This window comes from Amycolatopsis pretoriensis (genome assembly GCF_900107925.1).
Taxonomy (GTDB): domain Bacteria; phylum Actinomycetota; class Actinomycetes; order Mycobacteriales; family Pseudonocardiaceae; genus Amycolatopsis; species Amycolatopsis pretoriensis.
Window position 1 is genome coordinate 11154 of sequence record NZ_FNUJ01000017.1, and the last position, 20223, is coordinate 31376.

Below are 20223 nucleotides of genomic sequence, written 5' to 3' on the forward strand. Positions count from 1 at the left end.
GGCCGCTATCGTGCCGGTTGACCGTGACTCGACGCCGGGAGGTGAGCCCCATGAACGCTGTTTCGATGTGGGTGCTCCCCTCGTCGTCACGGTCGGGCGACTGACGTAGGGGTCGCCGGGAGCGCTTCGAGCACTCCCGAGAGGTACAGACCCATGCAAACCACGCATTTCACATCGGGCGAACCCGCGGTGGTGATCACGCGGGTCGCGCCACGCCATTGGCACGCCTTGGACGACGACGTCGTGATCGGCCGCGGCGAAGCCACCACGCGGCCCGACGGGCGCGTCTTCCTGAGCGTCGACGCCTGGCACCGGTCGGTTTTCGACCAGCTCGCCGACGCGATGCTCGCGGACCTGCCCACTCCCGTGTACACGGTCGTCGACGAGGTCCACACCGACCTGACGGCGGGGTGGGAACGCGCCGGCTTCACGATCCGCCGTCGCGAGTGGGAGTACCTGGTGCCCACCCGGCAGCCGACCGCGGTCCCGCCACCAGGTGTGACGCTGGTGCCGCGCGGCTCGGCTTCGGAAGGCCCGCTGCGCGAGCTGGACCGCGTGGTCCGGGCCGAGGTCGAGGCGAGCGTCGGCTGGCAGGAGATGCCGGCCGAGGTGCTGCCCCGGGCGGCCGGCGACACCGTCGTGGACCCGGGGCTCTACGCGGCCGCGGTGTCGGGCGGGGCGTACGTCGGCCTGGTCCGGGTCGTCCAGGTGACGCGGCTGCCGCGGATCGGGCTGATCGCGGTCCGCGCGGACCGGCAGCGCCGCGGCATCGCCCGCGCGCTCCTGGCCGAAGTCCTGGGCTCGTTGCACGCGGCGGGAATCCCCACGGCGTCCGCCGAGGTGAACGAGGCCAACCCGGCGGCCACGGCGCTGTTCGAGAGCGTCGGCGCCCGGCGGGCGAGCAGCACCCTGGAGCTGGTGCGCCATGGCGGATAAGGGCGGCATCGAAGTCGAGGGCACCGTGATCGAGTGCCTGCGCAACGCCACCTTCAAGGTGGAACTGCCGAACGGGCACCACGTCCTGGCCCACATCAGCGGGAAGATCCGGAAGAACTACATCAAGATCCTGCCGTTCGACCGGGTCCTGGTGGAGCTGAGCCCGTACGACCTCGCCCGCGGCCGCATCCTGTTCCGCTACCGCACCTAGTCGCCCGCCAGGTCCGCGCGCCACTTGCGTTCGAGCTCCCGCAAGAAGGCCGGGGAGCTTTCCGCCACCCGCGGAAAGCTCTCCAGCCGCTCGTAGGGGCGGCAGGCGTCGATGATCGCGCGGCTGCTGAACGGCGGCTCGCCCGGCACGGACAGCGGGTCCAGTTTGCTGCCCCACGTCCGGTTCATCACCTCGATGTCCCCGGCCGGGTCGCTGCGCGTCGACATCGCCCAGACGACCTGGTCGAGGTCGGCCGGGTCGATGTCGTCGTCGACCACCACGACGTACCGGTTCATGTACGCCGCCGCCGGGCACTGGGCGGTCAGGTACGCCACCTGGCGCGCGTGACCCGCGTACCGCTGCTTCAGCGAGACCGCGATGAACAGCCGGCCGCCGCCCGATTCGTGGGCCCACGCCTTGACCACGCCCGGGACACCCGACGCGGCCAGCTCGTCCTGGATCATCGCCGACTTCATCACCGTGCGCATGTACGAGTAGTCGTGCGGTGGCTTGCCCGGTGGGGCGCCGAGCAGGATCGGGTCGTCGCGGTGGTACAGCCGCGTGATCTCCACCGCGAGGTTCGGCCGGCGCAGGCCCGTGTAGTACCCGGTCCACTCGCCGAACGGGCCCTCCTCGCGCAGGTGGTCCGGCCGCAGCCAGCCCTCGATCGCGAGCTCGCTGCCCGCCGGGATCGGCAGCCCGGTGTCCGGCCCGGTGACGACCGGGACGCGCTCGCCGAGCACGGCGCCGGCGTACTCCAGTTCGGAAATCCCGTGCGGTACCTCGGTTCCCCCGAGCACCAGCAGCAGCGGGTCGTGTCCGAAGGAGACGGTCACCGGCGCGCGGCCTTCGCGCTCGAACCAGCGCCGGATGTTCTGGTCGCCGTGCTTGCCCGGGACCACCGCGAGGGTGACACTGCGGCCTTCGTCGGCCACCTCCATCCGGTAGCAGCCTCCATTGTGGACGCCGGTATCGGGATCGCTGGTGACGACGAAGCAGCCGGTCCCGATGAACCGGCCGCCGTCGTGCTCGTGCCAGCGCGGCACCGGGAACGTCAACAAGTCGACTTCGTCGCCGGGCACCTCGTTGGCCAGCAGCGGCGCGTCTTCGACCGGCCGGACCGGGAAGTCGCGGGCCGACGCCGCCCAGCGGGACGGCTTGCCGCGCAGCGCTTCGACCACGCCGACGTCGTCGAGGTCGTCGCCCAGGCGCAGCGACCGCCCGAACCGCCGCGGCGAGCCGGTGCTGCCGGTGAGCACGCGCAGCCCCGCCGGGTAGCCGGCGATCTCGTCGAACAGCACCGCGGGCGTCCCGGGCAGCCGGTAGCTCAGCTCGGCGATCCCGCCGAGTTCGAGGTCCCAGTGCGCGCCCCGCACGGTCCGCAACTCCCCGAAGCCGGCGACGGCGTCGAGGTGCGAACGCAGGCTCAGCAGCGGTTCCGTCACGACGGCTCCCCGGCGAAGTGCGCGGCGACGACCGGCCACCGGTCGGGCCGTTCCAGCAGGCTCAGGTGCCGTGCGCGGTCGAGCACCTCCAGCCGCGCGCCCGCGATCCCGGCCGCCAGCTCGCGGGACATCGCCGGCGGTGTCGCGTAGTCCTCCGCGCCGACCAGCACCAGGGTTTCGGCCCGGACGTCGCCGAGCCGGTCCCGCGCGTCCAAGGTGCCGAGGGCCCGGCACGCGGCCGCGTGCGCCTTCGAATCCGTCGCGACGAAGATGTCGCACACGCGCTCGACCTCGTCGGGGCGCGACGCGCGGAACGCGTCGGCGAACCAGCGGTCCCGCTGGAACTCCAGCTGGGCGCGGCGGTCCAGGCCGAGCGCGCGTTCGGCCCGCTGGGCCCACTCGGCGGCGCTGTCCGGGCCGTACCACGCGGTCGCGTCGGCGAGGACGAGCCGGTGCACGAGGTCCGGCCGGCTCGCGGCGAGCACCAGCGCCGTGCTGCCGCCCATGGACAGCCCGATGACGTCCGCGGGTCCGGCGCCGAAGTCCTCGATGACGGCGGCCGCGTCGGCGGCCATGTCCTCCACCGAGAACTCCGCGCCGTCCCACGAGGACTCGCCGTGCCCGCGCGCGTCGAGGGCGAGGACCTGGTGCCGCTGCCCGAGGTACTCCGCGACCGGGTCCCAGACCGCGCCGCTGAGCGCGAGCGGGTGCAGGAGCACGACGGGCCGGCCGCGGGTCCCGGTGCGGTGGACGTGCAGCTCTTTCACGCGCTCTTCCTTCCTTCGCGGGCTTCGCGACGGGCGGCCGCGGCCTTGATCGCGGTGCGGATCTCGCCGTAGGTGCCGCAGCGGCAGATGTTGCCTTCCAGGTGCTCGGTGACGTCGTCGTCGGTCGGGCGCGGGTTCTCTTCGAGGAGTTCGTGCGCCATCAGCACGAACCCGGGGATGCAGTAGCCGCACTGCATCGCCCGCGCCGCGACGAACTCCGCGACCACCTCGTCGCCCTCCGGGAGCCCGTCGGCCGTGGTGATCCGGGCGTCGTCGTACCGCGCGGCGCGGGTCAGGCAGCTGGAGACACTGCGTCCGCTCACCAGGACAGTGCAGGCCCCACACGCGCCGACACCGCAGCCTTCGCGCGCGCTCGTCACGCCGAACTCGCGGCGCAGCACGTCGAGCAGCAGCTCGTCGTCCGCGACGGCGAGGCGGCGGCGCCGGCCGTTGACGGTCAGCTGGATCTCCCTCATGACTGCTCCTGCTCGGTGATCGCGGTGAGGATCCGCTCGGGGGTGAGCGGCAGCTCGGTGATCCGGATGCCGGTCGCGTCGCGCACGGCGTTGGCGATCGCCGGGGCGAGCGGGATGATCGCGGTCTCCCCGACGCCCTTGGCGCCGAACGGCCCGGTCCGATGGGGACTTTCGATGACGATCGGCGTCAGCTTGTCCGGCATGTCCTTGATGGACGGCAGCTGGTAGTCCAGCAGGGTGCCGTTGACGATCTGGCCCTCGTCGAAGACGAGCTGGTCGAACAGCGCGTGCCCGAGGCCCATGATCGCCGCGCCGGAGAGCTGCTGCTCGACCAGGGCCGGGTTGATCGCGCGGCCGACGTCGCCGGCGACCGCGAGGTGCTCGACGTGCACGCGCCCGGTCGCGGTGTCCACGGTGAGCTGGACGGCGGCCGCGCCGGCGAACCAGTGCTCGGTGACCTGCGGCGACTGCCCGGTCTCGTGGTCGTAGGGCTGCCACGTCGTGCTGAAGTTCGCCTCGGCGGTGAGCGTGGTCCCCCGGGCGCCGAAGTGCGCGAGCAGCAGGTCGGGAATGCTGACGGTGGCTTGGTTCTGGGCGCTGACGAGCCCGTCGCCGGTGATCTTGAGGTCGGTCTCCTCGACGTCGAAGTGCTTCGCCGCCAGCGCGATCAGCTTGTCCCGCATGGACTCCGCGGCGAGCCGGACGGCGTTGCCGGTGTGGTAGGTCGACCGCGAGCCGGCGGTGATCGTGTCGTACGGCGTGACGTCGGTGTCGGCGCCGATGACCCGCACCCGGCCCTCGCCGAGGCAGAGCACCTCGGCGGCGATCTGCGCCATGATCGTGTCACTGCCCTGGCCCATGTCGACGGTGCTGATCAGCACGGTCGCCGAGCCGTCCTGGTTGAGCTGCACGGTCGCGTTGGAGATCGTCGGGGTCAGCACGGCCTTGATCCCGACCGCGACCCCGCGGCCACGAACGAACCGGCCCTCCGCGGGCGGCAGCGGCTCGGCCCAGCCGATGGCTTCGGTGACGGCGTCGAGGCAGCCGACGAAGTCCGCGCTGTGCATCGGCGTGCCGACGGGGGCGATGTCGCCTTCCCGCAGCAGGTTGCGCCGCCGGAACTCGGCGGGGTCCTCGCCGCGTGCGCGCGCCAGTTCGTCCACAAGGGACTCGTGCGACCACGTCACCTGCGGCACGCCGAAGCCGCGGAACGGCCCGGCGGACGGCTTGTTCGTGTAGACGCACCGGGACCGCACGCGCACGTTGTCCACTTTGTACGGGCCGGTGGCGACCATGCCGGACTTGGCGGTGATGCGCGGGCCGACGTCGGCGTAGGCGCCGGTGTCGTACCGGACGTCGGCGGTGGCGGCGACGATCCGGCCGTCCTCGTCCGCGGTCATGCTGCCGGAGACGGCGGCGCCGTGGCGCGTGGTGAGCAGGAACGCCTCTTCGCGGGTGGCGGTGATCCGCACGGCCTTGCGTTGCGTCCACGCCAGCGCCGCGACCAGTGGTTCGAGCCGGTCGTACATCTTGGCGCCGAAGCTGCCGCCGAGCGGCGCGGTCCGCACCCGGACCCGGTTGAGCGGCAGGTCGAGCAGGTCGGCGAGGCTCTGGCGGACGTACGACGGCGTCTGCGTCGTGGCCAGCAGCTCGACGCGGTCGCCTTCGGGCCACGCGGCCGCGTACGGCAGCTCGATCGGCACGTGGTGGGTCGGTGGTGCCCAGAACTCGGCGCTCACGGTCGTCCCGTCCGCCGCGTCCGGATCACCCCGGCGCAGGGTGAACTCGTAGTTGACGTTCGTGTCGCGCTTCCCGCGCAGGTGCTTGAGGTCGCCGAACACCGCCGACGGCCGGAGTTCCTCGTGCACGAACGAACTTCCGGTGATCGCGGCGTCGACGTCGTGCACCGGCTCCAGCTCGTCGTAGTCGACCTGGATCTCCTCGGCCGCCCGGCGGGCCGCCGCGACACTGTGCGCCAGCACGGCCGCGACCGGCTCGCCGACGTACCGCACCTTGCCCACGGCCAGGCACGGCTGGTCGGAGAACGCGGGCCCGGTCATCATCCGGTCGCCGAGCAGGGCGAACAGATCCGCCCCGGTGACGACCGCGACGACGCCCTCGACCGCGAGCGCGCGGGAGGTGTCGACCGCGACGATCTTCGCGTGCGGCCGGGTGCCGCGGTGGACGGCGACATCGAGGCACGGCCGGACGGGTTCTTCGGCGGCGTACCGGAATTCGCCGCGGACCTTGGCGCGCCCGTCGGTGCGGGCCCACCGCTCACCGACGGCGGCGCCGGCCGAGGAACGGGATCCGTCGCTCATCGTCTCGCTCCTTCCAGGAACCTCGCACGGCTTCTTCGACGGCCACCAGGCCGAGCCGCGTCTTGTAAGCGCTTCCCCCGCGCACGTCCGGCAGGGGGTCGATCAGCGGCCGGGCGACTTCCTTCGCCGTCGCCACGACCTCGCCGACCGGGGTGTCGCCGGCCAGCTCGAACTGGGTGAACACCGGCACGTGGGCCAGCGCGCCGAGCCCGAGCCGGAGCTGGCGGCGGCCACGCGAAGCCGGCACGACCAGCGCGGCGGCGGACGCGGCGGGCCAGTCGTTGACCGCCAGGCTGGACAGCTTGGCGAAGTGCGCACCAGCGTCTTCGGGCTGGCGCGGGATTTCGACCGCGGTGATGATCTCGCCGGGTTCGAGCGCCGTCTGCTGGAAGTCGACGAAGAACTCGCGCGCGGGCACGCTCCGCTTGCCGCGCGCCGACGTCAGCTCGACGCGGGCGTCGAGCACCATCAGCGCGGTCGGCGGGTCGAGCCGGTAGTCGCCGTGCGCGAGGTTGCCGCCGACGCTGGCGGTGTTGCGGACGCGCGGGTTGGCGACCCGGCCGTAGACCTCGGCGGCCAGCGGCGCGAGCTCTCGCACGAGCGGGCTGGTTTCCATCTGCCGCAACGTGACCAGCGGGCCGGCGCGCAGGCCGTCCTTGGTGCGGGTGAGTTCGCCCAGGCCCGGGACCGCGCCGATGTCGACCAGGTCGGACGCGAAGAGCACGCCCTGCTTGAGCAGGATCTGGACGGCGGTGCCGCCGCCGTAGACCATGGCGTCTTCGCCGGCCGCCATGATCGAACACGCTTCCCCGAGCGTGTCCGGGTAGTGGTAGACGGGCATCAGCTCTTCTTCCCGAACAGGCGCGCGAGCAGGCGGCGCCACCAGGAGACCGGCGCTTCCGTGACCGGCGCGGGCCCGTTCCGGCGTTCGAGGACGCTGCGCAGGCCCGGGTTGTCCGGCCCCGGCGGACCGGCCGCGCAGATCTCCGAGAAGGCGGCGACGAACTCCTTCTCGACCTCCTGCGAGCGGCGGCGCACGAGCGACTCGCCGAGCCGGCCGATCCGGCCCCAGATCGCGACGTCGAGGCTGTAGTCCACTTTGGACGCGTCCGGGCCGTCGGGTTGCACGCCGAGCCGCGCGTCGATCTTGATGGAGCTGCCGAGCTTGTGGTCCTCGCCCTTGAGCAGCGCGCGCACCAGCTCCGGCTCGGTCAGTTCGGTGATCTCCGCGGAGAACCCGGCGCTGAAGCGCACGTGCGCGATTTCGTTGACGAGCCGGCCGCGGTAGTGCTTCGCATCCGCCCGGTCGAGCTCGGTGCAGCCGGGCACGCTGACCCGCATCGAGTCGGGGTCGAGGAAGTGCGCGAACACGCGATCGTGCCCGGCGGGGACGAGGAAGGAAGATCCGAGCTTCATGTGACCACCAGAGAGGACTAGGTGTCTAATATAGAGGACACTAACACGGTCCTGGCGACACGCAAACCCGCTCGGCTACCGTGCGCGAAGGAAGAACGACGAGGGGCGAGGATGACGAGCGACGTACCAGCGGTGCTCAGCGCCGTGCGGCTCCTGGAGCGGATCGCCCGGGACTGGCCGGAACCGGTGGCCTCCGGGGTGCTGATCGAGGAGCTGGGGCTCAACCGCAGCACCTGCTACAACATCCTCGGCACCCTGCAGCGCGCCGGCTGGACCACCAGCCGCGACGGCTGGTCGCTCGGCCCGCGCCTGCTCGCGATGGCGCGGCTGTCCGAGGACTGGCTGACGGAGATCGTCCAGCAGGAGGTCGACGACCTCAACCAGCGGATCAACTTCGTCGTCTTCGCCGTGCAGCCGCACGGGACGGGCGAGTACTCGGTGCTGGCCAAGGGCGACCGCGGCAAGGGCGTGCGGATCACCGTCGGCGTCGGCGACACGTTCCCGTTCTCCGCGCCGGCCATCATGCGCGCGTTCCACGCCTGGTCCGAGCCGGCCGAGGTGGATCGGCTGGTCGCGCGGTTCGGTGTCGAGGAGTTCACCCCCGACACGGTCGCGACCCCCGACGAGCTGCGCGAGGTCCTGGACGACACCCGCGAGCGCGGGTACGCCGAGAGCATCCGCGAGTACGACCTCGGCCAGTCCGGCGTGGCGGCGCCGGTCTTCGACGCCCAGGGCCGCGTCTGCCTGGTCGTGTGCTCGCTCGCGTTCGCCTCGGAACTCAACGAGTCCACTGTGGATCACTACGGCGCCCTGATCCGCGAATGCGGGCTGCGGATCACCGAGCGCACCGGCGGCGCGGCGAAGACCGCGGAGTAGGCCACCGGCCGCGGAATCGTCCGGCCGGCAGCGGCCGCGGCGGTCACCGCCCAGCCGCGGAACCGTCCAGCCGGCCACGGGATCGCCCAGCCGCCGCGACCACGGGAGTCACCGCCCAGCCGACCGACGCGCACCCGCTATTGTGGCCCTTCAGCCTCGAAGCAACCGCAAATGCGGAGCCGATCTTAACTTCGCTCCGCATTTGCGGTTTCAAAGCGCGCCAACCACTCCCGCCGCGCCTTGACCTGCGACTTCGGCTGGCCTACCGTTCCCGCCAGCAGGACTCGATGTCCTCGATGGAGGACAAGATCCGGCCCATGGCGGCCCGGAAAGGAGATCCCGTGTCCGAGGTCGCGCTCGCCCGGAAACCCTGGGCCAAGACCCTGGACCGCACCCAGTGGCGGTCCCTGCTCGCCGCGAACCTCGGCTGGCTCTTCGACGGCTTCGAGACGTACGCGCTCATCCTGACCGCCAGTCTCGTCCTGAGGACACTCGAGCCCGGCGCCCCGGCGACGCAGGTGTCGTTCCTGACCGGCGCCACGATCGCCGTCACCCTGCTCGGCTGGGGCTTCGGCGGGATCGCCGGCGGCGTGTTCGCCGACTACTTCGGCCGGCGCAAGGCCCTGCTGACGTCGATGGTGCTGTACGCCGCCTTCACCGGCCTCACCGCGGTCTCCTGGTCGTGGACGTCGTTCCTCGTCCTGCGGTTCATCACCGGCTTCGCGCTCGGTTCGGAGTGGGGCACCGGCACCTCGCTGGTCGCCGAAACCTGGCCCGCGCACGCGCGCGCCAAGGCCGCCGGCCTCATGCAGTGCGGGCTCGGGCTCGGGTTCTTCGTCGCTTCGGCGTGCTGGTACTTCATCGCGCCGCTCGGGCCGAGTTCGTGGCGGTACATGTTCCTCATCGGCGTGCTGCCCGCGCTGTTCGCGTTGTGGTTGCGCCGCAAGGTGCCCGAGTCCGAGTCGTGGACCAGCGCGCACCGCCGCCGCCGCGAGCTGAAGCAGCGGGACGGCGAGCTGACCGCGCACGAGAAGTCGTTCACCCGCCTCACCCTGCGCCAGATCCTGGTCGACCCCAAGCTGCGCAGGCTGACCATCCTCGGCTCGCTGATGTCCCTGGTCACCACCCTCGGCTGGTGGGGCATCTCGACCTGGGTCCCGGCCTACGTCGCCTCGCGCGCCGCCGGCTCCGGGCAGTCCGCGACCGCGTGGGCGAGCGGCGCCGGGATGATCTACAACGCCGGCGCGATCGCCGGGTACATCGCCTTCGGCTTCATCGCCGACCGGGTCGGCCGGAAACCCGCGGTGCTGCTGTACTTCGCCGCTTCGCTCGTCCTGACCCCGGTGCTGTTCCTGTGGACGCACAGCCTCGGCCTGATCGTGGTCGTGCTCGTCGTCAACGGCTTCTTCACGCTCGGCCAGTACACCTGGATGCCGGTGTGGCTGCCCGAGTTCTACCCCACCCACCTGCGCGCGACCGGCGCGGCGTTCGTGTTCAACGCCGCGCGGTTCATCGCCTTCCTCGGCCCGCTGACCGCCGGAGCGATCATCTCGAAGCTCGGCGGGTACGGCGTCGCCGCGACCGCCGTCGGCTCGATCTACGTGCTCGGTCTCGTCGTCGCCCCGTTCTGCCCCGAGACCCGGGGCCAAAAGCTGCCCGACTGATCCCCGGAAAGGGGAACCTCCTTGTCGACCCTGCGCACGCCCACCGGTGCCGGTGGGCTCACTTCGGCACGCCCGCTGACCGGCCGCATCCTCTTCTTCGCCTTCCTCGGCACGCTCTTCGACGGCGCCGAGCTCAACCTCGTCGGCTACCCACTGTCCTATTTGGCCGACAGCTTCCACGTCAGCACCATCCAGATCGTGCAGGTCGCGACGCTGCAGGGGTTCGCCTCGATCGCGGGCGGCATCCTGTGCGGCTGGCTCGGCGACCTCTACGGCCGGCGGTGGACCTACACGGGGTCCGTGCTCGCGTTCGGCGTCGCCGCGCTGCTCGGCGGGCTCGCCCCGAACTACTTCGTGTTCCTGCTGACGCGGTTGCTCGCGGGCGTCGGGATGGGCGGCCTCTTCGGGCTGTCGTTCTCGATGTTCGCCGAGTGCTGGAAGACGCGCAAGCGCGGCATGATGGGCGGCTCGATCCAGGCGATGTACTTCGTCGGCCAGATCCTGACCGAGGGCGTGGTGTACGCGTGCCTCGTCGCGTTCGGCGAGGACCGCGGCTGGCGCACCGGGTACGTCCTGATCGGCGTCGCGACGCTGGTGATCGGCGTGGCGTCGGCGGTGCTGCTGCCCGAGTCCGAGCAGTGGCTGCTCTACCAGCGCGAGCTGAAGGCCGGGCGGGTGCCGGAAGAGCTGCGGCGCACCAAGGTCCCGTTGTTCGACGTGTTCCGCGGCGGCTACGCGCTGGGTACGATCCTGTTCATGGCGCTGGCGACGGCGTTGTTCCTGACGACGAACTCGCTCATCTCCTACCTCTCGACGTTCCTGATCAAGGTGGAGAAGGTGCCGCTGGGCACCGCGAGCCTGATCGTCCTCTTGGGACTGGTCGTCACCGGGATCACCTACCCCCTCACCGGAATCCTGTCCGACGTCCTCAAGCGCAAGTGGGCGATGTTCGCGTCGGCGGTGTTCGGCGTGCTCGGGTTCGGCTGGTTCCTCAGCCTCGTCGTGAGCGGCTCGGCCAAGATCGGCACGGACTTCTGGGCGTACCCGACGTTCTGGGCGCTGATGATGTGCGCCGGCGGCAGCGGCGGGTTCGGCGTGCTGGGCATCTGGATGGCGGAGTTCTTCCCGACGCGCGTGCGCTCGAGCGGGTCGAACCTGTCCTACTACGCCGGCCGCGGGTTCGGCGCGGGCCTGTTCCCGCTGGTCGCGCTGTCGCTGGCGGGCACGGTGCCGCTTGCCCTGGCGCTCGGCATCGTCGGCCCGGTCGCCGCGGCGGTGCTCGCGATCGCGGCGCCGGACAAGACCGGCCGGCGCATCGAGGCGATCGAATGACCACGCTGGTCGTCGCCATCACGGGGGCCAGCGGCGCGGGCTACGGCGTGCGGATCCTGGAGCTGCTGGCCTACCGCCCGGACGTCGAGGTCCACCTGATCCTGTCGAAGGCGGGCGCGGTGACCGTGCGCCACGAGTGCGGGCTTTCGCCGTCGGACTTGGGAAAACTCGCGACGGTGCACCACCGGCCGGGCGAGATCGGGGCGTCCATCGCGTCGGGCTCGTTCCCGGTGGACGCGATGCTGGTGGCCCCGTGTTCGATCAAGACGTTGTCGGCGATCGCCTGGAGCTACACCGACGACCTGGTCAGCCGCGCGGCGGACGTGTGCCTCAAGGAGGGCCGCCCGCTGCTGCTGATGGTACGCGAAACCCCGTTGCACGTGGGGCATTTGCGCGCGATGACGGCGGCGGCCGAAGCGGGCGCGATCATCGCCCCACCGGTCCCGGCGTTCTACCCCCACCCGTCCACAGTGGACGACATCGTGGACCACACGGCCCGGCGGGCATTGGCCCGCGTCGGGGTGACCGACCTGGCCCCACCGGCGTGGGAGGGGAACCTCAACCGAGCTCGGTGAGCAGCGCCCGGATCGCCGGGCTGTCATCGGCGCTGCGCCGCCACGCCGCGTGGACCTCCCGCTTCGGCTGGCGGCGCAACGGCCGGGCCACCAAGTCCTCCCCCAACGGCGGCCGCGCCAGCCGCGGGATCAACGCGATCACCTCCCCGGACGCAACCAACGCCAGCTGCGTCGCGAAGTCGTCGACCAGGTGACGCACGTCCGGCTCCTCCGGCGCGTCCGCGAACAGGCGGCGGAACCATTGGTGGCACACGGTTCCCGGCGGGCTGGTCACCCACGCGTGGCCCGCGAGGTCGACGCGGTCCAGGGGCGCGGTGGCCGACGCCAGCGGGTGCGTGCGGCTCAGCACCACGTCGCCGACGTCGGTGTGCACCAGCCGCTGCGTCAACGACGCCGGTGCCGGGGCCGGCAGCCCGTCGGCGTCGTGGACCAGCGCCAGGTCGGCCGTTCCCGCGTCGACGCTGCGCAAAGCCTCGTCCGGATCCTGCTCGGTGATCTGCACGCGCAGGTCCGGACAGCGCTCCGACAGCCCGCGCAGCACCGGGGCCAGCAGGCCGCGGATCGCGGTCGAGAACGCCACCACCCGGAGCGTGCCGCGCGGCGCTCCTTCCGACACCGACTGGGCCGCTTCCGCGCAGCGCTCCAGCGCCTGGAACACCGACGGCGCCGCGTCGGCGATCGCCTGACCGGCCGGGGTCAGCACCACCCCGCGGCCCGACGGCGCCAGCACCGGCACTCCGACCTGCCGTTCCAGCCGCTTGAGCTGCTGCGACACCGCCGACGCCGTGAACCCCAGTTCGTCGGCCGCGCGCGCCAGGGTGCCGAGCGCCGCCACCGACCGCAACGCTCGCAGCGCTCCGACTTCGATCATCAAGCCAGGCTACGCAATATTGCCAAAAAAGCATCGCTGGACCGCATCAGTCGTCACCGGCAAGCTCGACGTCATGACCGACTTCGGCACCAACCTCGTCGCGATGGTGACCCCCATGGAGCCCGGCGGGGCGATCAGCGAACCCGGCCTCGCGGGCCTCGTCGACCACCTGCTCGCCACCGGCTGCGACAGCCTCGTCGCCGGCGGGACGACCGGCGAGTCCCCCACCCTGACCGAGCCCGAAGCCGCCGGGCTGGTCCGGAGCGTGGTGGAACGGACCGCCGGCCGGGCCCGGGTGATCGCCGGCGTCGGCACGTACGACACCGCCGCGAGCGTCCGCCGGGCCCGCGACGCCGAGGCGGCCGGCGCGGACGGGCTCCTGCTCGTCTGCCCCTACTACTCCCGGCCGACGCAGGCCGGCGTCGTGGCCCACTGCCTCGCGGTGGCCGACGCGACCGAGCTGCCGGTGATGCTCTACGACGTCCCGGCGCGGGCCGGCATCCCGATGACACCCGCGACGCTCGCCGAACTCGCCGCGCACCCCCGGATCCGGGCGGTCAAGGACGCGAAGGGCGACCTGTTCGAGGCGATGACGGTCATGGCGGCGACGGGACTCGCGTACTACTGCGGCATCGACGAGCTGAACCTGCCGTACCTCGCGTCCGGCGCGGCGGGCGTGGTCAGCGTCGTGGGCAACGTGGCGGCGGACCGCACCGCGGCCCTGATCGATGCCGTCCACCGCGGCGACCTGGAGTCGGCTCGGGCGATCAACCGGTCACTGATCCCCCTGGTGGAGGCCATCATGCGCTCTGGTCCGGGGGCGACGGCGGCCAAGGCGATGCTGGCCGAACTCGGCGTCATCCCGCACGCGAGCGTCCGGCTCCCGCTGGTCGAGGTCAGCTCGACGGCAGCCGGTACACCGACACGTGCGACGGCGACCGCGTCGTGAACTCCGCCCCGGTCCAGTCCGCGTGCCGGGACTCCAGCTCGAACCCGGCCAGCCGGCCCATCAGGTCCAGCTCGGCCGGCCAGATGTAGCGCTGCGGGCAGCGGCTGACCCGCGCCTGCCGCCCCTCGCCGAACGTGAAGTGGTGCGACTCCAGGTGCTGGCGCACCGTGTCGTAGGTGTCCACGCCGACGTACCCGGACTCCGCGGTGAACACCAGCGCGTCCTGCCCCGGCGGCAGCCGGCGAAGCTCCGGGACGCCCAGCTCGATCACGAACCGGCCGCCCGGGCCCAGGTGACGGGCCGCGTTGCGGAAGCACGCGATCTGCTCGTCCTGGGTCAGCAGGTTGCCGATCGTGTTGAAGACCAGGTAGACGAGCGAAAACTCGCCCGGCGCGGTCGCCGTGGCCATGTCGCCGACGACCACCGGAATAGCCGCCTTCTCGGCCAGCTTGGCGAGCATGGGTTCGGACAGCTCGATGCCCGTGACGGACACGCCTCGCGCGGCGAGCGGGACGGCCACCCGGCCGGTGCCGATCGCGAACTCCAGCGCGCGCCCGCCCTCGGCCAGCGCGGCGAGGCGGTCGACCGCCGGGTCCACGACCTCCGGGGCGAACATCCCCCGGCCCGGCGTGTCGTAGCGGTCGGCGGCCTCGACGTCCCAGATGTCTTCTTGACGCACACCGCCAGCCTCGCCGCCACCCCTGAAACTGTCCAACCATTAAAGCTTGCCCGATTTCGGGCAAGAATTTGAAGTCTGCGACACGATCGGGGCATGATGGCCGACGTGGCAGAGACCGACATCGTCGAGCGCGTGGCCGCGTCCACCGGTCTCCCGCCGGGGATCGCCGCCCGCGTCGTCGACGACGTCCTCGCCTACTACCGGACACCCACGGAGGACCACGTCCGCCGCCGGCACGCCGAGCTGCAGGCCGAGGGCCGGAAGAACGCCGAGATCTTCCCGCTCATCGCCGCCGAGCTCCGCGGCCGGCTGGTGGCCGCGCCCGTCCTGTCCGAGCGCCAGCTGCGGCGCATCGTCTACGGCTGAAAGAAGGTTCGCCATGTGCGGGATCGTCGGCTACATCGGCGGCCAGAACGCCGCCCCCATCCTCCTCGAGGGCCTGACCCGGCTCGAGTACCGCGGGTACGACTCCGCGGGCATCGCCGTCCTCGGCGCCAAGGGCGCCCCGCAGGTCCACCGGGTCGTCGGCCGGGTCCGCAACCTCGCCGCCGCGCTGCCCAAGCGCCTGACCGGCAAGGTCGGCATCGGCCACACGCGCTGGGCGACGCACGGGCCGGCGTCGGAGGCCAACGCGCACCCGCACACCTCCGAAGACGGCCGGATCAGCGTCGTCCACAACGGCATCATCGACAACGCCGACACCTTGCGCGCCCAGCTCGCCGACGCCGGCGTCACCCTCACCTCCGAGACCGACACCGAGGTCCTCGCCCACCTGATCGCGCGCGCCGGCGCCGAAACGCTCGAAGACGCCGTGGTCGAGGCCGTCTCGCGGATCACCGGCACGTACGCGATCGCCGTCACCGACAGCGAACACCCCGACCGGCTCGTCATCGCGCGCAACGGCTCCCCGCTCATCATCGGCGTCGGCGAGCGCGAGATGTTCGTCGCCAGCGACCTCGCCGCGCTCGTCCGGCACACCTCGCAGGTCGCGCACCTCGACGACGGCGAGTTCGCCACGGTCTTCGCCACCGGCTACCGCACCTTCACCGTCGACGAGAGCGACACCACCAAGCCGGCCACCGAGATCGACATCGCCGCCGAAGACCTCGACCTCGGCGGCTTCCCGCACTACATGGCCAAGGAGATCCAGGAGCAGCCCGAATCGGTCGAGCGGATCATCCGCGGCCGGCTCGACGACCGGTTCGGCGTCGCCCGGCTCGACGGCCTCAACCTGACGCCGCGGGAGCTGCGCGGGTTCAGCCGCGTGAAGATCCTCGGCTGCGGCTCGGCCTACTACGTCGGCCAGATCGGCGCGACGATGATCGAGGAGCTGGCCCGGATCCCGGCCGACGCCGAAGCCGCGTCGGAGTTCCGCTACCGCAACCCGATCATCGAAGCGGACACGCTCTACATCGCGGTCAGCCAGTCCGGCGAGACGATCGACACCGCGTTCGCCGTCGAGGAGATCAAGCGCAAGGGCGGCCGGGTGGTCGGCTTGGTCAACGTCGTCGGCTCGACCATCGCCCGCGCCTGCGACGGCGGCGTCTACCTCCACGCCGGCCCGGAGATCGCGGTCGCCTCGACCAAGGCGCTGACGAACATGGCCGTCGGCTTCGCGTTGATCGCGCTGGCGCTGGGCCGGGTCCGCGATCTGTCCAATGCGGACGGTCAGCGGATCATCGACGCGATCCGCGCGTTGCCGGGCCAGATCAAGTCCATCCTGGACGCCGAGCCGGAGATCGCCGAGCACGCGAAGGCCGCGGCCACCGCGAAGAGCCTGTTCTTCATCGGCCGCGTCCGCGGCTTCCCGGTGGCTCGCGAGGGCGCGCAGAAGTTCAAGGAGATCTCCTACCGGCACGCCGAGGCGTACCAGACGTCGGAGCTGAAGCACGGCCCGCTGGCCCTGATCGACGACTCGCTCCCGACGGTCGCGATCGTGCCCGCCGACGAGCTCGCCGGCCGCAACCTGGCCGCGCTGCAGCAGATCCGGGCCCGCGGCGGGTCCGTCCTGGCCGTGACGCACGAAGACGTCGACTTCGGCGAACTGGACGTCCCGCGGATCGTCGTGCCGCGAACCGAGCCGGAGCTCGACCCGATCCTGCTGACCATCCCGTTGCAGCTGCTGGCCTACCACGCCGCGCTGACGCTGGGCTACGACATCGACAAGCCGCGCAACCTCGCCAAGTCCGTCACCGTCGAGTGAGGCCCAGGCGGAAGTCGGCCACCCGGATCGGCGAGGGCGTCGTTCCGGTGGAGACCTGCTGGTACAGCACGGAAAGCACGCCCGTGGCGGCGAGGCGTGAGTCGTCGACGTCGACCTCGCCGAAGGCGTTCAGGTCCGGGGTGTACACCGTCGTCCAGTCGGTCCACCCGCTCGCCTTGGACGCCGCCACGATTCGGCCGTACGGCATCACGAGATAGGCGTTGTCGGCGCGGTCGAACACCAGTTTCGTCCGCTGGGTGGATCCGGGCGCGACCGGTACTTCGCGCTTGGTCCAGCCGCCGTCGGCGGCCCGGCTGAGGAAGAACGTCCGGCCGTACTGCTTACGCTGCGCGGAGTAGTTCGTGACGCACTGGGTGAACCGGCCGGGCACGTAGCTGACCACGACGTGCGGTTGCCCCGCGGAGTCGACGGCCTGGCTTTCCTGGTTCATCAGGCCGTGGTCGACGCCGAGGGGATCGACGACGGTGCCCGGCGAACCCACCGCCACCGGCGTGCCGCCCGTCGTCGCGACGACCGTGCCCGCGTTGTTCCGCCAGGTGCGGCCGCGGTCGTCGCTGTAGACGTACCCGGTGTCGTGGTTGGCCAGGCCACCCGCGTCGCAGAGCACGCCGGAATTGCCTTCACGCCAGGTGAACGCGGCGTGCAGCCGGCCGCCGGGACCGTAGGTGATGCCGTGCAGGTACATGTTCCGGGTCGTGCTGGTGACGCCGTTGCCGGAAGTCCACGAGCCGGTCGCCGACGTCCACTTCCCGAGCTTGTGCCAGCTGCCGCCGCTGTATTCGGCCAGTTCGTCGGTGCCGTTGCCGGACACGCCGGTCCGGTAGCTCAGCTGCAGCCGCCGTTCCGGCGTGACCACGAACTGCGGGTAGGTGATCGCGCCGACGTCGACGCCGTTCAGCGTCCGCTGCACCGGGCCGAACGCGGCCGGCGTCCAGGCGTGCGAGGCGGGCGCGGAGAGCAGGCCCGCGACCGACTCGACGTAGAACACCTGGTTGCCGTGGGTGTCCATGGCCACGTGCAGCCGGCCGTCTTCCGGCGAGACACCCATCGAGATCACGTTGTGCGAGTCGTCGACGGTCAGCTTGTGCGGCAGCACGGCGGTCTGCCACGCGCCGGTGCCGGCCCGCCGGGCGAGCACGGCGCCGCGGTCGGCGGTGTACCAGGCCGCGTACTGGTAGCCGGCGTAGCCGAAGATCCCGCTCTGCTGGAAGGAGTCGTTGTTCACCAGCCCGTCGTAGGAGACGAAGTACAGCGCGGTGGCGTCGAGAAGGGTGTCCCCGATCTTCGTCGCGGACACGGCCGGTGCCGCGGACGCGGGCACGGTGGGCGCCAGGGAGAGCACAACGGCCGCCAGCACGCCGAGGATCCGGGAACGCTTCGCCATGGCCGCCCCTTCCAGGATGTTAACGTGAACAGGGTCACCCTCCGTCCGGCCGCCGTCAACCGACGAACGGGGGTATCGCGGTCACGGCCTCCCCGCGAAGACCGCCGCCCCGGGGATCTCCTGGCGACGCTGCCGGGCCTGCTTGGGCATGTTCCAGCCGAGCACGCCGACCACCTCACGACCCCGCCGGTACCGCGCCACGAACCGGCCCGCCGCCACGTCACCTTCCACAATGGACACCTCGGCGGCCGCGGACAACGTGCCGTGCACGTGGATCCGGGCGTCGAACTGGTTGGTCCAGAAGTACGGCACCGGCGTGTACGAGCGGTCCTCGCCGAGGATGTTCCCCGCGACGGCGGCCGCTTGCTCGGTCGCGTTCGTCCGGTTCTCCAGGCGCAGCAGGACGTCGAGGCCTTCGTGGTGCCAGCGGGCCACGTCGCCGGCCGCGTAGATCCCGTCCGCCGCCCGGCAGCGGGAGTCGCACACGACGCCGTTGTCGCACAGCACTCCGCTGCCCGCCAGCCAGTCCGTCGCCGGCGCGGCGCCGAACGCCACCACGACGACGTCGGCGGGCAGCACGTCACCGGTCTCCAAGCGGACGCCGGTGACCCGTCCGTCCTCCGAGGACAGTCCGGTGACGGCGTTCCCGAGCCGCAGCCCGACGCCGCGCCCGGCGTGCAGCTCGGCGAGCAGGCCCGCGGCCAGCGGTCCGAACTGGTACGCGAGCGGTGCGGGCTGCGGGCCGGCCAGGGTGACCGGCACGCCGAGGCCGCACACGGTCGCCGCGATCTCCGCGCCGAGGACGCCGTCGCCGACGACCACGACCCGCTTGCCCGGCGCCAGGTCCGCGCGCAGGGCCAGCGCGTCGTCGAGGGCCCGCAGCACGTGGACGCCGGCGAGGCCGTCCTGTCCCGGCAGCGTGCGCGGCCGCAGTCCGGTGGCGAGCACGACGGCGTCCGCGGTCAGCGCCCGCCCCTGTGCCGTGTGGACGGTCCGCGCGCGGGCGTCGAGCCGCACCGCCGGATCGCCGAGCACGAACTCGGCGTCCAATGCGGACAGTGCGTCGGGCGTGCGCAAGCTGGTTTGCGAAGGTGTCCAGCTGCCCGCGAGGACCTGTTTGGACAGCGGCGGCCGGTCGTACGGGAGGTGCGCCTCGGCACCCAGCACGGCCACGCCACCGTCGTATCCCTTGCGGCGCAGTGCTTCCACGGTGGCGAGGCCGGCCGCCGAAGCACCGACGACGAGGACGTTCACGCGTCCTCGCTGACCGCGATCGCGACGCCCGGGCAGACGCTCGCCGCCTCCCGGACGGTCGCGTGCAGCTCTTCGCCCGGGGTCTCGTCGAGCAGGATGACGATGCCGTCGTCGTCGCGCTGGTCGAACACGTCCGGCGCGAGCATCACGCAGGTGCCGGCGCCGCAGCACTTTCCTTCGTCCACAGTGACCTTCATGCCTGTTCCTCTCCTGGGTTGCGGGGTGTGACGGGGGCGAGCCAGAGGCCGACGAGAGCGTCGACCAGGCCGACGGCGGCCGCACGCCAGTCGGCTCGCGGGGTATCGCCGCCTTCGGCGAGCGCTCGTTCGCGCTCGGCCATCGTGTGGATCAGCAGCTGGCGGGTCATCGCGCTGCGCTCGGCGCGGACGTCGGCGGGCAGCTCGGGCAGGCACCGGCTCAGCCCCTCCACGGTCCGTGCCAGCGACGGCGCGGAGAGCGTCTCGACGGCGACGGCCGACCGCAGCGACGGCTCGGTCATCACCTGCGCGGTGAACCGGGCGAACCAGCTCGGCGTGCCCGCCCGCGCGAGGTATTCGGTCGAGGGGTGGACCAGGCACCGGACCCAGTCGCGCAGGCCGGCGCCCGGGCCGAGCCCGGCGAGCATGCCCGCCCGCAGCTCTTCCACCGCCGCGGAGTGGCGGCGGGCGATGGCCCGGACGAGGTCGGCGCGGGTGCCGAAGTGGTAGCCGACGGCGGTGTTGTTGCCCTGCCCGGCGGCCTCGCTGATCTGCCGGTTGGACACCGCGAGCACGCCGTGCTCGGCGTAGAGCCGTTCCGCCGCCGTCAGGATCGCCTCCCGCGTCGCGAACGCCCGGTCCACCG

General features: G+C 72.0%; 21 protein-coding genes. 9 read left to right on the forward strand and 12 right to left on the reverse strand.

Annotation, left to right across the window (positions count from 1 at the left end; translation table 11 throughout):
• The first annotated feature begins 153 nt into the window (after positions 1–153).
• Both BLV96_RS46065 and infA read left to right on the forward strand, forming a co-directional pair.
• The gene (locus tag BLV96_RS46065; protein WP_086683754.1) at positions 154–936 is read left to right on the forward strand and encodes a GNAT family N-acetyltransferase; all 783 of its coding nucleotides are present in this window, start codon (positions 154–156) and stop codon (positions 934–936) included.
• On the forward strand, positions 926–1147 hold the full coding sequence (gene infA / locus BLV96_RS46070) for a translation initiation factor IF-1 (RefSeq protein WP_086683757.1): 222 nt from the start codon (positions 926–928) through the stop codon (positions 1145–1147). The genes BLV96_RS46065 and infA overlap by 11 nt, the downstream gene beginning before the upstream one ends.
• Here the strand turns inward: infA and BLV96_RS46075 are convergent.
• Genes BLV96_RS46075 through BLV96_RS46100 form a run of 6 tightly spaced genes read right to left on the reverse strand, consistent with a single transcriptional unit; the run spans position 1144 to position 7572 of the window.
• Complete coding sequence (locus BLV96_RS46075; protein WP_086683759.1) at positions 1144–2592, reverse strand: UbiD family decarboxylase; 1449 nt, start codon at positions 2590–2592, stop codon at positions 1144–1146. The genes infA and BLV96_RS46075 overlap by 4 nt on opposite strands.
• Positions 2589–3359, reverse strand: coding sequence for an alpha/beta fold hydrolase (locus BLV96_RS46080; RefSeq protein WP_086683761.1), 771 nt, complete (start codon positions 3357–3359; stop codon positions 2589–2591). Before BLV96_RS46080 ends, BLV96_RS46075 begins: the two co-directional genes overlap by 4 nt.
• Positions 3356–3835, reverse strand: coding sequence for a (2Fe-2S)-binding protein (locus BLV96_RS46085; RefSeq protein ID WP_086683763.1), 480 nt, complete (start codon positions 3833–3835; stop codon positions 3356–3358). The genes BLV96_RS46080 and BLV96_RS46085 overlap by 4 nt, the downstream gene beginning before the upstream one ends.
• Complete coding sequence (locus BLV96_RS46090) at positions 3832–6156, reverse strand: xanthine dehydrogenase family protein molybdopterin-binding subunit (RefSeq protein WP_086683766.1); 2325 nt, start codon at positions 6154–6156, stop codon at positions 3832–3834. Before BLV96_RS46090 ends, BLV96_RS46085 begins: the two co-directional genes overlap by 4 nt.
• Positions 6113–6997, reverse strand: a complete 885-nt coding sequence (locus BLV96_RS46095) for an FAD binding domain-containing protein (protein WP_091390419.1) — start codon at positions 6995–6997, stop codon at positions 6113–6115. Before BLV96_RS46095 ends, BLV96_RS46090 begins: the two co-directional genes overlap by 44 nt.
• On the reverse strand, positions 6997–7572 hold the full coding sequence (locus tag BLV96_RS46100; protein ID WP_086679796.1) for an SRPBCC family protein: 576 nt from the start codon (positions 7570–7572) through the stop codon (positions 6997–6999). Before BLV96_RS46100 ends, BLV96_RS46095 begins: the two co-directional genes overlap by 1 nt.
• A 111-nt stretch (positions 7573–7683) precedes the next feature.
• Between BLV96_RS46100 and BLV96_RS46105 the strand changes: the two genes are divergently transcribed.
• The 4 genes from BLV96_RS46105 (at position 7684) to BLV96_RS46120 (ending at position 12019) form a co-directional block, all read left to right on the forward strand.
• On the forward strand, positions 7684–8448 hold the full coding sequence (locus BLV96_RS46105) for an IclR family transcriptional regulator (RefSeq protein ID WP_086679799.1): 765 nt from the start codon (positions 7684–7686) through the stop codon (positions 8446–8448).
• A gap of 341 nt (positions 8449–8789) precedes the next feature.
• Positions 8790–10112, forward strand: coding sequence for an MFS transporter (locus tag BLV96_RS46110; protein ID WP_244180970.1), 1323 nt, complete (start codon positions 8790–8792; stop codon positions 10110–10112).
• 21 nt (positions 10113–10133) lie between these two features.
• Positions 10134–11444, forward strand: a complete 1311-nt coding sequence (locus BLV96_RS46115) for an MFS transporter (RefSeq protein ID WP_086679803.1) — start codon at positions 10134–10136, stop codon at positions 11442–11444.
• The gene (locus BLV96_RS46120; protein WP_086679805.1) at positions 11441–12019 is read left to right on the forward strand and encodes a UbiX family flavin prenyltransferase; all 579 of its coding nucleotides are present in this window, start codon (positions 11441–11443) and stop codon (positions 12017–12019) included. Before BLV96_RS46115 ends, BLV96_RS46120 begins: the two co-directional genes overlap by 4 nt.
• On the opposite strand, the gene BLV96_RS46125 is transcribed toward BLV96_RS46120, so the two are convergent.
• Positions 12003–12890, reverse strand: coding sequence for a LysR family transcriptional regulator (locus tag BLV96_RS46125; RefSeq protein WP_086679807.1), 888 nt, complete (start codon positions 12888–12890; stop codon positions 12003–12005). The genes BLV96_RS46120 and BLV96_RS46125 overlap by 17 nt on opposite strands.
• Positions 12891–12963: 73 nt before the next feature.
• On the opposite strand from BLV96_RS46125, the gene dapA reads away from it, so the two are divergent.
• On the forward strand, positions 12964–13839 hold the full coding sequence (gene dapA / locus BLV96_RS46130; RefSeq protein ID WP_086679809.1) for a 4-hydroxy-tetrahydrodipicolinate synthase: 876 nt from the start codon (positions 12964–12966) through the stop codon (positions 13837–13839).
• Here the strand turns inward: dapA and BLV96_RS46135 are convergent.
• Positions 13787–14455 carry a class I SAM-dependent DNA methyltransferase gene (locus tag BLV96_RS46135; protein WP_086679861.1) on the reverse strand — a complete coding sequence of 223 codons (669 nt, stop codon included), beginning with the start codon at positions 14453–14455 and terminating at the stop codon, positions 13787–13789. The genes dapA and BLV96_RS46135 overlap by 53 nt on opposite strands.
• A gap of 156 nt (positions 14456–14611) precedes the next feature.
• Between BLV96_RS46135 and BLV96_RS46140 the strand changes: the two genes are divergently transcribed.
• Positions 14612–14884 carry a hypothetical protein gene (locus BLV96_RS46140; RefSeq protein WP_086679811.1) on the forward strand — a complete coding sequence of 91 codons (273 nt, stop codon included), beginning with the start codon at positions 14612–14614 and terminating at the stop codon, positions 14882–14884.
• Positions 14885–14897: 13 nt separating this feature from the next.
• Positions 14898–16721, forward strand: coding sequence for a glutamine--fructose-6-phosphate transaminase (isomerizing) (glmS, locus tag BLV96_RS46145; protein ID WP_086679813.1), 1824 nt, complete (start codon positions 14898–14900; stop codon positions 16719–16721).
• On the opposite strand, the gene BLV96_RS46150 is transcribed toward glmS, so the two are convergent.
• The 4 genes from BLV96_RS46150 to BLV96_RS46165 all read right to left on the reverse strand — a co-directional run bounded on the left by BLV96_RS46150 (position 16708) and on the right by BLV96_RS46165 (position 20221).
• Positions 16708–18126 (reverse strand): BNR repeat-containing protein, encoded by a 1419-nt coding sequence (locus BLV96_RS46150; RefSeq protein ID WP_086679815.1) that lies wholly within the window; start codon positions 18124–18126, stop codon positions 16708–16710. The genes glmS and BLV96_RS46150 overlap by 14 nt on opposite strands.
• Before the next feature lie 81 nt (positions 18127–18207).
• A complete protein-coding gene (locus BLV96_RS46155; RefSeq protein ID WP_086679817.1) occupies positions 18208–19380 on the reverse strand; it encodes an NAD(P)/FAD-dependent oxidoreductase in 1173 nt (390 codons plus the stop codon).
• Positions 19377–19577: a ferredoxin gene (locus BLV96_RS46160; RefSeq protein WP_086679819.1), complete on the reverse strand. Its 201-nt coding sequence runs from the start codon at positions 19575–19577 to the stop codon at positions 19377–19379. Before BLV96_RS46160 ends, BLV96_RS46155 begins: the two co-directional genes overlap by 4 nt.
• Positions 19574–20221: a TetR/AcrR family transcriptional regulator gene (locus tag BLV96_RS46165; protein ID WP_086679863.1), complete on the reverse strand. Its 648-nt coding sequence runs from the start codon at positions 20219–20221 to the stop codon at positions 19574–19576. The genes BLV96_RS46160 and BLV96_RS46165 overlap by 4 nt, the downstream gene beginning before the upstream one ends.
• Between the last annotated feature and the right edge of the window lie 2 nt (positions 20222–20223).